At 60.7% G+C, this 13737-nt stretch carries 11 protein-coding genes; 7 read left to right on the top strand and 4 right to left on the bottom strand.

The window, feature by feature from the left end; translation table 11 throughout:
* Positions 1 to 17: 17 nt before the first annotated feature.
* Both R1W01_RS11210 and R1W01_RS11205 read right to left on the bottom strand, forming a co-directional pair.
* A complete protein-coding gene (locus tag R1W01_RS11210) occupies positions 18 to 890 on the bottom strand; it encodes a phosphoribulokinase (RefSeq protein ID WP_243612118.1) in 873 nt (290 codons plus the stop codon).
* 23 nt (positions 891 to 913) lie between these two features.
* Positions 914 to 1924: a class 1 fructose-bisphosphatase gene (locus R1W01_RS11205; RefSeq protein ID WP_297756592.1), complete on the bottom strand. Its 1011-nt coding sequence runs from the start codon at positions 1922 to 1924 to the stop codon at positions 914 to 916.
* A gap of 108 nt (positions 1925 to 2032) precedes the next feature.
* On the opposite strand from R1W01_RS11205, the gene cbbR reads away from it, so the two are divergent.
* Positions 2033 to 2968 carry a LysR family regulator CbbR gene (cbbR, locus tag R1W01_RS11200; protein WP_243612119.1) on the top strand — a complete coding sequence of 312 codons (936 nt, stop codon included), beginning with the start codon at positions 2033 to 2035 and terminating at the stop codon, positions 2966 to 2968.
* Between the two features lie 57 nt (positions 2969 to 3025).
* On the opposite strand, the gene R1W01_RS11195 is transcribed toward cbbR, so the two are convergent.
* Positions 3026 to 4255, bottom strand: a complete 1230-nt coding sequence (locus tag R1W01_RS11195; protein WP_297756593.1) for a urate hydroxylase PuuD — start codon at positions 4253 to 4255, stop codon at positions 3026 to 3028.
* A 105-nt stretch (positions 4256 to 4360) separates the two neighbouring features.
* Between R1W01_RS11195 and R1W01_RS11190 the strand changes: the two genes are divergently transcribed.
* On the top strand, positions 4361 to 5290 hold the full coding sequence (locus R1W01_RS11190) for a LysR family transcriptional regulator (protein ID WP_243612121.1): 930 nt from the start codon (positions 4361 to 4363) through the stop codon (positions 5288 to 5290).
* On the opposite strand, the gene uraH is transcribed toward R1W01_RS11190, so the two are convergent.
* A complete protein-coding gene (gene uraH / locus R1W01_RS11185; protein WP_297756594.1) occupies positions 5287 to 5640 on the bottom strand; it encodes a hydroxyisourate hydrolase in 354 nt (117 codons plus the stop codon). The genes R1W01_RS11190 and uraH overlap by 4 nt on opposite strands.
* A 152-nt stretch (positions 5641 to 5792) precedes the next feature.
* Here uraH and puuE point away from each other — a divergent pair, with 152 nt between their 5' ends.
* The 5 genes from puuE to R1W01_RS11160 all read left to right on the top strand — a co-directional run bounded on the left by puuE (position 5793) and on the right by R1W01_RS11160 (position 13709).
* Positions 5793 to 7208: an allantoinase PuuE gene (gene puuE, locus R1W01_RS11180; protein WP_297756595.1), complete on the top strand. Its 1416-nt coding sequence runs from the start codon at positions 5793 to 5795 to the stop codon at positions 7206 to 7208.
* Positions 7205 to 7693: an ureidoglycolate lyase gene (locus R1W01_RS11175; RefSeq protein WP_297756596.1), complete on the top strand. Its 489-nt coding sequence runs from the start codon at positions 7205 to 7207 to the stop codon at positions 7691 to 7693. Before puuE ends, R1W01_RS11175 begins: the two co-directional genes overlap by 4 nt.
* A gap of 59 nt (positions 7694 to 7752) precedes the next feature.
* Positions 7753 to 9156 carry a uracil-xanthine permease family protein gene (locus R1W01_RS11170; RefSeq protein ID WP_297756597.1) on the top strand — a complete coding sequence of 468 codons (1404 nt, stop codon included), beginning with the start codon at positions 7753 to 7755 and terminating at the stop codon, positions 9154 to 9156.
* Between the two features lie 285 nt (positions 9157 to 9441).
* Positions 9442 to 12000 (top strand): glycosyltransferase, encoded by a 2559-nt coding sequence (locus R1W01_RS11165; RefSeq protein WP_317275231.1) that lies wholly within the window; start codon positions 9442 to 9444, stop codon positions 11998 to 12000.
* On the top strand, positions 11997 to 13709 hold the full coding sequence (locus R1W01_RS11160) for a glycosyltransferase (RefSeq protein WP_297756599.1): 1713 nt from the start codon (positions 11997 to 11999) through the stop codon (positions 13707 to 13709). Before R1W01_RS11165 ends, R1W01_RS11160 begins: the two co-directional genes overlap by 4 nt.
* Positions 13710 to 13737: the final 28 nt, after the last annotated feature.

The raw sequence follows: 13737 nt of genomic DNA, 5'->3' as shown, positions 1-13737 counted from the left end.
TCCCTCTCGCGCACGCCTCAGGCGCGCTTGCTCTCGCTCACCAGACGGTGAACCATCGGCGTGAAAATAAGCTGCATCGCGAGGTCCATCTTGCCCCCCGGAATGACGATGGAATTCGCCCGGCTCATCCAGCTCCCCTCGATCATCGAGGTGAGATAGGGGAAGTCGATGCCGCGCGGGTTCTTGAACCGGATCACCACGATGCTTTCATCCGCAGTCGGAATCCAACGCGCACAGAACGGGTTCGAGGTATCGACCACCGGCACACGCTGAAAGTTCACGTCCGTTTCGATAAATTGCGGACAGATGCAATGCACATAGGCATGCATCCGGCGCAGGATCGTGTCCGTGACCGCCTCCGTCGTATAGCCCCGCTGCGCCTTGTCCCGGTGGATCTTCTGGATCCATTCGAGGTTGATGACCGGCACCACCCCGATCTTGAGATCGGCAAACTTGGCAAGGTTCACATCGTCATTGACGACCGCCCCATGCAGCCCCTCGTAGAACAATAGGTCCGATCCCTCCTCGAACTCGGACCAATCGGTGAAAAGCCCCGGCGCCACGCCATAGCGTTCGGCCTCCATATCGTCATGCACATAGTGCCGTGTGCGCCCCTTGCCGGTCTCGCCATAGTCGCGAAACACCCGCTCCAGTTCGCCCAACTCGTTGGCATCATATGAGAAATGGCTAAACGTCTCGTCGCCCGCCGCCTTGCGCTTTTCCAACTCGGTCTTCATCGCCGCGCGGTCATAGCGGTGAAACGCGTCGCCCTCGATGCTCACCGCGCTGATCCCCTCGCGGCGGAAAATCTGGTCAAAGGTGGATTTGACCGTCGACGTGCCCGCGCCGGAAGAGCCCGTGACAGAGATGATAGGGTGTTTCTTGCTCATGATGTCAGAGTCCTTTGCGCGCGTCAGTTGCGGAACAGACCACGGCTGCCGAACAGCGCCGAGACCTCGTGGTCGGGAAGATCGTGATAGGTCGCGACGCGGGCGACCTTCTCGGACGAACCAAATACGAAGGGCGTGCGCTGATGCAGGCGGCTCGCGCCCTTGCCCATGATCGGGTCACAGCCATCCGTGGCCCGCCCGCCCGCCTGTTCGACGACAAAGGCAATCGGCGCACATTCATAGAGCATCCGCAGCCGCCCCTGCTCATAGCCTTCACGCTCGTCCGACGGATAAAGGAACACGCCCCCCCGCGTGATGATCCGATGGGTTTCCGCGACAAGCGACGCGACCCAACGCATGTTGAAATTGCGCCCGCGCGGCCCTGAATCGCCCGCGATGCAATCGTCGATGAAGGCGCGCACCGGCTTGGTCCAATGGCGATAGTTCGAAGCGTTGATGGCAAACTCGCTGCTCTGTGCCGGTATCACCATCCGCGCCTCGGCAAGTTCGAACTGTCCCGTTTCGGGATCAAGGATGTAGTGCTGCGTGCCATCGCCAAAGGTCACGACAAGCCCCGTCTGCGGCCCGTAGATCACGTAGCCGCCCGCAAGCTGTTCCGAGGCCGGTCGCAAGACACTCGCCTCGCCCGTCTCCTTGGCCTCATAGATCGAAAAGATCGACCCGATAGAGACATTGACGTCAATATTCGACGACCCATCAAGCGGGTCCATCGCAACGACATATTTTCCTTTCGGGTTGAGCTCGATCACTTCGTCGCGCTCTTCCGAGGCCCAGAACCGCGTCGAGGTCGCGGCAAGCGCCTTGGCGAACATCTCATCGGCAATCACGTCGAGCGCCTTCTGATCATCGCCATCGGCATTCGCCGCCCCCACCTGCGCGCCCAGCGCAGCGCCAAGCGGCCCGCGCGCAATGATCCGCGCCACATCCATCGACACGGCGCAGATCGCCGCCATCACCGGGCGCAGCGGCTCGGGGATGTGATCGGTCACAATCGGAGAGATGTTTTCAGGCATGGCACTGTCCCAACTGGCGTTTGTTGGACATTGCATTCCATAATCGCGATTGTTAGAAAATTTAAAAAATGGACGTGCTGCATAAGCACATTTTAATATGTGGTGAAGATGCCAAAGAAAGAGTCTATAACTCTCAAGCAGTTACGCGCGCTGGCGGCGGTGGCCGATCACGGCACCATCACCGCCGCGGCTGAGACACTCGGCCTCACCCCCCCGGCGGTGCACACCCAACTGCGCGGTCTCGACGCCGCCATCGGCTCTCGCGTCCTCACCAGCAGCGGCGCAAGCGGCGCCGTGCTGACCGCCGAGGGCGAGGCGCTTCTGTCCACCGCGCTGCAAATCGATTCCGTCCTGGATAGCTGCCTCGACAAGGTGCGCGCCCTGCGTGACGGCCAATCCGGGGTTGCCGTGCTCGGCGTGGTCTCGACCGGCAAGTATTTCGCCCCGGGCCTCGTTGTGCGCCTGCGCGATGCGCACCCCGATATCGACGTGATCCTGAAAGTCGGCAACCGCGACAAAATCATCGGCGACCTAAAACAAGGCGCCATCGAGCTTGCCATCATGGGCCGCCCCCCGCGCAGCCCGGCCAATATCTCCTACGAGATCGGCCCGCACCCGCACGTCATCATCGCCGCGCCCAGCCACCGCCTCGCTCAGGTCGACAACATAAGCCCCGCCGACCTCCTCTCCGAAACCTTCATCTCGCGCGAGCTTGGCTCCGGCACGCGTATCCTGATGATGCGCTACCTCGATCGCGTGGGCGAAGGCATGACCTACCGCCAAGTCGAGATGGGCAGCAACGAGACCATCAAACAGGCCGTGATCGCCGGGCTTGGCATCGCCATGATCTCGCAGCACACGGTGACGGACGAGTTGAATTCAGGCCGCCTTGTCGCGCTTGATGTGCCGGGCCTGCCTATCGTGCGGCACTGGTATCTGTTGCACCGCACCGACCTGCGCATGACCCCGACTTTGGAAACCGTGCGCGACTTCATCCTCGCGCTCAAGGCCGATTTCCTGCCCCGCCTGCGCGACGAGGCCTGACCCGTTTCCTTCAAAAGAAAACGGCCCGGAACTTTCAAAGAATTCCGCGCCCGCGCTTCAGCCGCCCTGTGCCGCCTTGAACCATTCCGCGATGATCCGCCGCTCTTCCGGCTCCATCCAGCTTATATTGGCGGGCGGCATCGCGGTGCTGAGGGCAGCCTGCGTATAGATCCGCTTGGCCTCTGCCGCGATCTCCTGCGGCGTCTCAAGAAGCACGTTCTTCGGCGCATGACCGATCCCGTCCCAGAACGGCTCGCGCGCATGGCACATAGAGCACCGCCCGAGAACGATATCCGTCACATCCTCGAACCCGTCCGCACTGGCGTAAACCTGCTCCGTGGTGGTGAAGGCGCGCGCTTCCTCTTCCTCAAGGCTGCTATAGTCCGGCCCAGCCATCGACAGCACCATGATCGCCACGAAAAGCGCCACCGTCGCCCCCCAGGTCCACCATTTCATCCCACCGCGCGCATGCATCGTGTTGAAGAAATGCCGGATCGTGACCCCCATCAGGAAGACCAGCGCCGCAATGATCCAGTTATACTGCGTCGCGAATGCCAGCGGGTAGTGATTGCTCAGCATCAGGAAGATCACCGGCAACGTGAGATAGTTGTTATGGGTCGAGCGCAGCTTGGCGATCTTGCCGAATTTCGGGTCTGGCTTGCGCCCGGCCTTGAGGTCCGCGACCACAATGCGCTGGTTCGGCATGATGATGAAAAAGACATTCGCCGTCATGATCGTCGCGGTGAACGCCCCAAGGTGAAGCATCATCGCCCGACCCGTGAAGACCTGCGTATAGCCCCAGCCCATCACCACAAGCAGCGCGAACAAAAGCAGCATCAAAAGCGTCGGCTTTTCCGACAGCCCCGATTTGCAGAGGCGGTCATAAACGATCCAGCCAATGGTAAGCGACACCGCCGACAAGAGCACCCCCTGCCACAGGACCATCTCGGTCTTGCTCGCATCAATGAGGTAAAGCTCGCCCCCCATCCAATAGACCACCATCAAGAGCGCCGCCCCGCTGAGCCACGTGGAATAACTCTCCCACTTGAACCAGATGAGGTGTTCCGGCATCGCCGCCGGGGCCACGAGGTATTTGCGGATATGGTAGAACCCGCCCCCATGCACCTGCCATTCCTCGCCATCCGCGCCGCCGAGGTCTCCCTCGCGGCGCAGTCCAAGGTCCAGCGCGATAAAGTAAAAGGACGACCCGATCCACGCGATCGCCGTGATGACATGAAGCCAGCGCAGGGCGAACTCCGCCCAGTCGATCAGAAAGGTCATAACCATGGTGCACACCCCTGTTTTTGCCGTGCGGGCACCGTAGCGCCTGCGAGACTTTTCCTCTATTGTAGAAAAAATCCGAAGAGCTTCAAAGAAAACCAGAAAATCAGCATGTCCTATCTCGACAATATCCGCACCTTTGTGCGCGTCTATGAATTGGGCAATATGTCCGCCGCCGCCCGCGATCAGCGCATTTCTGCGGCCGTCGCCTCGTCACGGATTTCACAGCTCGAAGAATACCTTGGCGTGCGCCTCTTCATGCGCACCACCCGTCAGTTGAACGCCACAGAACAGGGCGAGGTCTTCTACGGTGGCGCCTGCAAGATTCTCGACACGATCGACGAGGCCGAGGCAGCGGTGAGTTCCATCACCCAATCCCCACGCGGTAGCCTGCATGTCGCGGCCCCGCTAGGCATCGGGCGCCGCCTCATCGCGCCGCATGTGCCCGCCTTCAAGGCGCAATACCCGCAAATCGACCTCCGCCTGCGCCTGTCCGACCGCAAGCTCGACCTGACCGCCGAAGGGCTCGATGTGGCCTTTTTTCTGGGTGTGCCGGAAGATAGCACGCTTCGGATGCGCAAGTTCGCGGATTGTCCGCGCGTGCTCTGCGCCGCGCCAACCTATCTCGAAACGCGCGGACTACCGGGCGCCCCGGACGAGCTGACGAGCGGCAAACATGACTGTCTGAACCTGCGCTATCCCGGTGCGCCGGAATTCCAATGGACGTTGCAAACCCCAGACGGCAATCGAAAATTCGCCGTGCGCGGGCCGTTTGAATCCGATGATGGCGACGTGTTGACCAACTGGGCGCTAGAAGGCCACGGTATCATTCTTAAACCCGTCTTCGAGATCTCAGAACACCTCGCCTCTGGCGCACTCGTGCCTGTCCTCACAGACTCGCCCCCGGTGCCAATTCACCTCGCTTGCCTCTACACCCACCGCCGCCACCAAGACCCGAAAACCCGGCTCTTCATCGATTTCATGGCGACACGGATTCAGGACGAACTGGCCAAGCGACAGGTGCTGTCAGACCCGGTCTAGCTACCGCGATAGGTCGAATAGCCGAAAGGCGAGAGCAGAAGCGGCACGTGGTAATGCGCCGCCTCGCTCATTCCAAACCGAAGCGGCACCACGTCAAGGAAGCGTGGCTCCTCAGGCGGCGTGCCACAGGCATCGAGATAGTCGCCTGCGTGAAAAACAAGCTCATAGGTGCCAATCGCAAACTCTTCCTTAGGCAGGATTTGCGCATCCGTGCGCCCGTCCGCATTGGTCACAAGGCTACGCAAATGGGTCCGGGCCTCGCCCTCGATCCGGTAGAGGTCAATCTTCATCCCCTGCGCCGGACACCCCCGCGCGGTATCCAGAACATGCGTTGTGAGATATCCAGACATGCTATGCTCCCAATCTGTTCAATCGCCCCCTTGTGGCGACAAATCCGCCCGAAAGACAGGCACCAGTAGCAAAGAACACTTTCAAAAAATCAATGAAAGTTTTTCGAATTGTTGTGAGATAGAGATAAACGATCATGACCGGAGACCCAAACGTGAGCAGATATCCCCGCGATATGCGTGGCTACGGCCCCAACGCGCCCGATCCTCAATGGCCGGGCGGCGCCAAGATCGCCGTCCAATTCGTCCTCAACTACGAAGAAGGCGGTGAAAACTGCGTCCTTCACGGCGACGCAGGCTCCGAGGCGTTCCTGTCTGACATCGCGGGGGCCGCCTCTTGGCCCGGTCAACGCCATTGGAACATGGAATCGATCTATGAATACGGCGCTCGCTCCGGCTTCTGGCGCCTGCACCGCCTCTTTACCGGCGCCGACATCCCGGTGACGATCTACGGCGTCGCTTCCGCACTCGCCCGCTCGCCCGAGCAGGTCGCGGCGATGAAAGCCGCCAATTGGGAGATCGCCTCGCACGGGCTCAAATGGGTCGAACACAAGGACATGCCCGAAGAGGACGAACGCGCCGCCATCGCCGAGGCCGTGCGCCTGCATACCGAGATCGTGGGCGCGCGCCCGCGCGGCTGGTATACTGGACGCTGTAGCGCCAATACTGTCCGCCTCGTCGCCGAAGAAGCCGGGTTCGACTATATCTCCGACACCTACGATGACGACCTGCCCTATTGGCTCGAGGTCGGTGAGCGCGATCAGCTCATCATCCCCTACACGCTCGAAGCCAACGACATGCGCTTCGCGACCGCGCCGGGCTATATCACCGGCGAACAGTTCTTCACCTACCTCAAAGACGCCTTCGACACGCTTTACGCCGAGGGCGAGGCAGGCGCGGCCAAGATGATGTCCATCGGCCTGCATTGCCGCCTCATCGGCCGTCCGGGCAAGCTCGCGGGCCTGAAACGCTTCCTCGACTACATCCAAGGGTTCGAAGGCGTCTGGACCCCGCGCCGCATCGACATTGCCGAGCACTGGGCCAAGACCCATCCCCACGCGCGCTGGCAACGCCCCTCCGAGATGTCGCGCGAAGACTTCGTCGCGGCCTATGGCGGCATTTTTGAGCATTCCCCATGGATCGCAGAAGGCGCGCATGGGCTCGAGCTTGGCCCCGCCCATGACTGCGCCGCAGGTGTCCACAACGCGCTCTGCCGCGTCTTCCGCACCGCCTCGGACGACAAACGCCTCGCCGTGCTCAATGCCCACCCCGACCTCGCCGGCAAACTCGCCGCCGCAGGCCGCCTGACAAGCGAAAGCACCTCCGAACAGGCCAGCGCCGGGCTCGACATGCTCACCGACGCGGAACGCGAGAACTTCACCGCGCTCAATACCGCCTATGTCGAAAAACACGGCTTTCCCTTCATCATCGCCGTGCGCGACCACGACAAGGCCTCGATCCTCGCCGCCTTCACCCGCCGCATCGACAATGACACCGCGACCGAGATGAACGAGGCCTGCCGCCAGGTCGAGCGCATCGCAGAGTTCCGCCTGATGGACCTCCTGCCATGAGCCATGCCCTGACGCCCCTCCCCCTAACCGCCGAGACCTTCGCGCCCTTTGGCGATGTGATCGAACTGCGCGATAGCCCCGATAAGATCATCAATCAGGGGATGTGCGGACGCCATCACGACCTTGCGCAGATGGATTTCAACGGTGGCCGCGCCGGGATCAGCCTCTTTGACGCGACCCCACGCGCCTTTCCCTACCATCTCGACATGGTCGAACGTCACCCGCTCGGAAGTCAGGCCTTCCTGCCGCTCACCCCGGCGCCGTTCCTCGTCATCGTCGCACCGGATGAGGACGGCACGCCCGGCACGCCGCGCGCCTTCCTGACCGCGCCGCATCAGGGCATCAATTTTCACATCAATACATGGCACGGCGTCCTGACACCGCTCCATGCCCCCGGCCTTTTCGCCGTGGTGGACCGGATCGGGGACGGCACGAACCTCGAAGAATACTGGTTCGACGACCCCTATACCGTCGTCGCCCCGTAGAAACTCCAACCCGTCGCCAAGAAACGGGCCCGTAACATACTGGAACAGGAAGGACTAGAATGACTGATACGTCGATCGGGACCCCGGAACAGCTCCGCGATCCCAATTACACCCCCCCGCTTGCCAAGGCCGTGCCCCTCGGGATCCAGCACGTGCTTGCCATGTTCGTCTCCAACGTCACGCCCGCGATCATCGTCTGCGGCGCGGCAGGGTTTGGCTTTGGCTCCAACTCGCCCGACTTCCCCGAGATGATCTACATGATCCAGATGTCGATGTTCTTCGCAGGCATCGCGACCCTGTTTCAGACCATCGGCTTCGGCCCTGTCGGCGCGCGCCTGCCCATCGTGCAAGGCACCTCCTTTGCCTTCATCCCGATCATGATCCCACTCGTCGCGGGCAAAGGCGTCGATGCCGTCGCCGTCCTTATGGGCGGTGTGCTTGTCGGCGGCCTCTTCCACGCCATCCTAGGCCTCTTCATCGGCAAAATCCGCTTTGCCCTGCCGCCGCTCGTGACCGGGCTCGTGGTGACGATGATCGGCCTCGCGCTGGTCAAGGTTGGCATCCAATACGCCGCGGGCGGCGTTCCCGCCATCGGCACGCCGGAATACGGCAGCCTGCAAAACTGGTTCATCGCGGGCCTCGTGATCGTCGTGACCCTCGGCCTTAAATTCTACGCCAAAGGCATGATGTCGGTCTCCGCCGTGCTGCTCGGCCTGCTGGTCGGCTATGTCGCGGCCTATTTCATGGGCATGGTGAGCTTCGCCAATGTCGGCCGCGCCGCGCCCATCGCGCTTCCGAACCCGCTGCATTTCGGGCTGGAATTCTCCTTCGCCGCGATCCTGGGCTTCTGCCTCATGTCCTTCGTCTCCGCAGTGGAAACCGTGGGCGACGTCTCGGGCATCACCAAGGGCGGCGCAGGCCGTGAAGCCACCGACAAAGAGATCCAGGGCGCGACCTTCGCAGACGGGATCGGCACCGCGATCTCCGGTCTCTTTGGCGCGCTTCCCAACACGTCGTTTAGCCAGAACGTCGGCCTCATCGCCATGACCGGCGTCATGAGCCGCCACGTCGTCACCATCGGCGCGCTCTTCCTGATCCTTGGCGGTCTCATCCCAAAGGTCGGCGCGATCATCTCGACGGTCCCGATCGAAGTGCTCGGCGGTGGCGTGATCGTTATGTTCGGCATGGTCGTCGCAGCAGGCGTCTCGATGCTCTCCGACGTGGACTGGAACCGCCGCAACATGGTGATCTTCGCGATTGCCCTGTCGCTCGGCCTCGGGCTTCAGCTCGAACCCGGCGCGCTGCAATACATGCCCGGCACGCTGAAAGTCCTCGCAACCTCCGGCATCCTGCCGGCCGCGATCATCGCCATCGTGCTGAACCTGATCCTGCCCGAGGAACTCGCCGTCGAAGCCACCGAGGAAATCGCCGGCGGCCACGCAGGCCACTCCCGCGACGACTAAACCCTCGCACGGGAACGACACACCGAAACCGGGGCGCTACGGCGTCCCGGTTTTTCTTTGCGCCCCCCTCCTTAACCCGCACGCCCCGCTCACCATCGCGCGCCAAACATCCCCCGGCAGGTGATGCCTCTGAGAACCTCCGGACTTGTGGACAGGTTGGGTCTTCGTGCAGAGTAGACCCTGTCGCGAAAAGCCAAACTGATTGGGCCTCGCCTGCCTTGGCAGTGATCGAGAGACACACCAAGGGCCATAGCGACAAGATTGAAGCGGTTTGGATAAGACGCATTGACTAAGAAGACCTCCTCGAGAACGGACGCGCGCTCTAAACAGCTCAGTTGTGCCGTTGTCATTCACCTTCATTACGAAGATCAGTGGCCAGATTTCGAAGCCGTGCTGCGCCATATCGACGAACCCTTTTCGTTATTTGTTACCTTGAAGCCCGAGAGCACGTTCGGCGATGAGATCCTCCAACGTTTTCCAAAGGCAGACGTGCGCGCGGTGCCAAATCTCGGCAGAGATGTGGCGCCGTTCCTTGCCCTACTGCCGCGTCTCACGGAATTCGATCTGGTCTGCAAAATGCACACCAAACGGTCCGAGGGGCGACACACGAGGTGGCGCAGGTCTCTGGTGCGAGGGCTCATGGGCAGTCCTGAGACAGTCCGGGCCTATCGCGACGCTTTTGACGCTGAACCGGAACTCGTGCTCGCGGGGCCGCGAGAGTATTACCTAGACGGACCGAGCCACGAAGGGCTCAGCAAAAAGGCGCTGGCGCTACAACACGGGCCTATGCCAGAGCGCTACGGGTTCTTTGCCGGGACCATGTTCTGGTGCCGACCGAGCGCCTTCGTGGACTTCGTCGAACTCTATCCGCAAACCTGTTTCGTTGCTCATGCAGACAATGATGGGCAACCAGAGCATGTGATCGAGCGCGCCTTCGGCTGTGTCACTGCGGCACAAGACAAGAAGATCATGCTCTGGGATGGCGAAACAGAAATCACCAAAGCCTCTGCGCTTTATGGCGATACTGATTTCGGGCGCATCTATGCGAATGGCGACAAGGATGCCCCGCAAGATGAGGGGCATGAGCGTGACCCAAACACGCCGCCGACACTCTACCAGCTCCATGAGGACCATCGCGATTTTGTCTCGGACAAATGGACCGGCAACCTGCTTCACTACGAGCGATTGCTCCGGGATCACCGGGACCGCGAGGTGCGTTTGCTCGAAATCGGTGTCCAGAATGGTGGATCGCTACAGATCTGGTCGAAATACTTTGCGAACGGACGCCGTTTCATCGGCTGCGACATCGACCCCGGCTGTGCAGAACTCGTCTACGAAGACCCGCGTATTTCAGTCATCGTGAACGACGCTGGCGCGCCAATTGCCCGGACACAGGCCATGCGGGCATGTGGACAGTTCGACATCATCATCGACGATGGTTCGCACCAGTCGCGCGACATCATACGCGCATTCCTATCCTTCTTTCCTGTCTTGGCGCAGGATGGTCTGTTCATCGTCGAGGATATGTCTTGCAGTTTCTGGCAAGAGTTTGAAGGCGGCCTGGATCTTGAGACGTCGTCGCTCGCCTTCTTCAAGGAAGTGGCCAATGTCATCAACCGGGAACATTGGCAGGTCGAGACGAGCGTCGAGAGCCGTTTCGATAGATTCATCCGCGCCTATGATCTCGAGTTCGATCCGAGCATCCTCGCAGCCGTCCAATCTGTGGAGATCCTCAACTCAATGGTCGTGATCCGCAAGGGATCACGGGAACAGGCTGAACTCGGGCCGCGTATGGTCCACGGCACGAAAGCGCATATTACCGGGGCCGGAAAGCTCCTCAATGGCACGTATTGCGTGCCGCCCAACGTGACACGCGACGCACCAAAGATCACAGACCTTGAACATACTCGGCCGGGCAACATCGCCATCTCTGTGGTGATCCCCTTCTATAACGGGAGCGCCTTCCTTCGAGACGCGATCGCTTCTGTGAAGGCGCAGAGCTTGCCTGCGCGAGAGATCATTGTCGTCAATGACGGATCTGACGAGTCCGAAACACGCTGGCTCGAGGCGGTTGCCGACGAAGAGGACATCGTCCTCCTTTCCCAAGAGAACATGGGGCAAGGCGGTGCGCGAAATACCGGAGCGAAGGCCGCACGGGGGACGCATCTCTGTTTTCTAGATCAGGATGACACGTTTCGAACGAACCATAACGAAATCCTCGTCGCACATTGGCGCCAGGCGATCTCGCATCAGGAGACTCTGGGGTGGGTCTTTGCAGATGTCGCACAGATGGATCGCAACGGCGCAATTCTGACTGAGGCCGTTTTCCCATATCCGGCCCATCCCGTCTTAGAACGCCCAAGCCAGTTCATCGCGCGAGACGCGGTGATGTTTCCGAGCGCTGCTCTGATCTGCCGCGAGAGCTTTGCCGAGGTCGGGGGATTTGATCCGGCCTTGGTGGGCTATGAAGACGACGACCTCTATCTTCGACTGCTGCTCTCCGGATACAAGACGAGCTTCTGTCCGGTGACCGTCACGAATTGGCGCCAACATCCAGAACAGACGTCGCGGCAGTCGGTCTTCTTGAAGAGCGCAGAGCACTTCTTCGATAAATGGTTCGGCTACGCTTGGGGGGATGTGGAAGAGCGTGCGCTTGCAGATGCACGGCTGAAATCAAGATTATCTGCGTCGCTAGAGGTCCATCTGCACACCGCCTCAAAGGCACAGCGCGCTCACATCTGGCGCTTTTTCGAGAAAGTTCAGGACGCGCGCTCCTCCGCCCGTCAGGACGCGATCAAGTGCGTGGAAGAAGACAGCTCTGAGAAAACGGGAGCGCGGGAATGACAGCTTTTCAAGACACGCCCCAATCCAAAGCGAAAAACAATGCGCTTGCCGGTCTTCTAGAGAGAAACCGTGCGAAACGGGTTCTCAAAGGCGCAACCATCGACGGGTTGATTGCGGGGCATCTCAAAGAAGGACGGGTCTTCGCAGCGCTAGGCGATGCGGTGGCGGAACTAGAGCGTGCTGGCGCAGGGTATGAGAGCTACGCCCGTGTCGCGCGGTGCGAGATGATCGTAGGTTTGGCAACACGGGCGCAAAGATCGTGGAGAGAGGCCTTGCGGTTCAAGGAGACTGCACAGGCCCACACCGGCATCGGCACGTTGCACTTTCAGCAAGGCGAAACCGCCGAAGCCATCACAGCGTTTCAAAAGGCGCTCTCACTGGATGCGAAAAACCTTGAGGCATTAGAGTCCCTAAGTGCGGCCTATCTCTATCTGGAACAGCCCGCCGAGGCGCGCAGCTATGCGGATACGGCGCTACAACTGGATGATGAGAGACTTGAGAGCAGGCTCTGCCGGGCGCGTGCGGAGATCGCCCTCGGCAATCCCGACCGCGCCGAGGCTGACATCACCTTTGTCAGGTCTCGTCGCTACAAAGAGAACGAAGTGCGCCTTCTCGAGGTGGATCTGCTTATTCATGGCAAGGAGTTTGAGTCCGCCATGTTCCTTGCGGCGCAGCTCTGTGAACGCCACCCGGAGTCGCGAGATTGTCTCGACGCTTTTCGCCGGGCCTATAGCGCCTTTGATGAGAGCGACCGACGCGCAGATCTTGCGGATTTCCTTGACGGGCTTGATCACTTCACACCGCTTTCAAAGCCGCGGGACCGCAGCGAGAGCGATGCGACCGAGGCGGTTGATGTCATCATCCCGGTGCACAATGCCTGGCACGCGGTCAAGGAATGTATCGCATCGCTCAAGGCAACGAGCGGCGCTCGGCTGGGACGAGTGGTCCTTGTCAACGACGCGAGCGATGAAGACACACGCGAGAGGCTCGTGGCGCTATCCAAGAGCGATGAGCGGATTGTCTTCGTTGAGACCCCGCGACAGAGCGGTTTCTCACGGGCGCTTGCGCTTGGTGTCAAAGAAAGCTCGGCAACGGCCTTTGTTGCCCTCAATAGCGATACGATCGTGACAAAGGGGTGGCTCGACAAGTTGCACGCGGCGCTTCGATCCGCCCCGGAAACCGCCATGGTCGGGCCGCTTTCCAACAACGCGGGGTGGCAGAATTACGGCGCAGTGCTTGGGCGGGCTGGCGGGTTTGCGGGACTACAGACGCCGTCTGCACCGTGCCGCGCCGACATATCCAAAGAAATCTCGGAAGCGGAGCAAGGGGCTCTTGTGCCGTTGCAAATCCTCCACGGGTTCTGTGTCCTCGTCGACCGCGAGGCCTATGACGCGCTAGGTGGTGTCGATCAGGACCTGTTCCCCGAGGGGTATGGTGAGTTTCAGGATCTGTCGATCAGGATGCGCACAGCCGGTCATGAACTTCTCGCCGTGACGGATTGCGTTGTCTTCCACGAGCGCGGCGCAAGCCTCTCCCCTGCACGCAGGGCAGCCCTATCCCTCGCAGGACGCAAAAGCCTCTATTCGCGCTACTCCGCGCTAAATTACCTTTGCCTTGAGATGGTGAGTGTGCGCGCGCCCGCACTTGAGCAAAAGCGCAAGATGCTTCGCCGCGTCTTGAGAGCGTGGGGCATCGATGCCGGTACTTGAGACGGGAAATAATGACTGGATGGTGCCA

Source organism: Shimia sp. FJ5 (assembly GCF_032918335.1).
Lineage (GTDB): Bacteria > Pseudomonadota > Alphaproteobacteria > Rhodobacterales > Rhodobacteraceae > Shimia > Shimia aestuarii_A.
This window is presented reverse-complemented; position numbering and strand designations above follow the sequence as displayed.

What these genes read in the sequence shown, in the direction of transcription:
- R1W01_RS11210 (WP_243612118.1), bottom strand. Translation starts at nt 890, where the DNA reads ATGAGCAAGAAACACCCTATCATCTCTGTCACGGGCTCTTCCGGCGCG.
- R1W01_RS11205 (WP_297756592.1), bottom strand. Translation starts at nt 1,924, where the DNA reads ATGCCTGAAAACATCTCTCCGATTGTGACCGATCACATCCCCGAGCCG.
- cbbR (WP_243612119.1), top strand. Translation starts at nt 2,033, where the DNA reads ATGCCAAAGAAAGAGTCTATAACTCTCAAGCAGTTACGCGCGCTGGCG.
- R1W01_RS11195 (WP_297756593.1), bottom strand. Translation starts at nt 4,255, where the DNA reads ATGGTTATGACCTTTCTGATCGACTGGGCGGAGTTCGCCCTGCGCTGG.
- R1W01_RS11190 (WP_243612121.1), top strand. Translation starts at nt 4,361, where the DNA reads ATGTCCTATCTCGACAATATCCGCACCTTTGTGCGCGTCTATGAATTG.
- uraH (WP_297756594.1), bottom strand. Translation starts at nt 5,640, where the DNA reads ATGTCTGGATATCTCACAACGCATGTTCTGGATACCGCGCGGGGGTGT.
- R1W01_RS11175 (WP_297756596.1), top strand. Translation starts at nt 7,205, where the DNA reads ATGAGCCATGCCCTGACGCCCCTCCCCCTAACCGCCGAGACCTTCGCG.
- R1W01_RS11170 (WP_297756597.1), top strand. Translation starts at nt 7,753, where the DNA reads ATGACTGATACGTCGATCGGGACCCCGGAACAGCTCCGCGATCCCAAT.
- R1W01_RS11160 (WP_297756599.1), top strand. Translation starts at nt 11,997, where the DNA reads ATGACAGCTTTTCAAGACACGCCCCAATCCAAAGCGAAAAACAATGCG.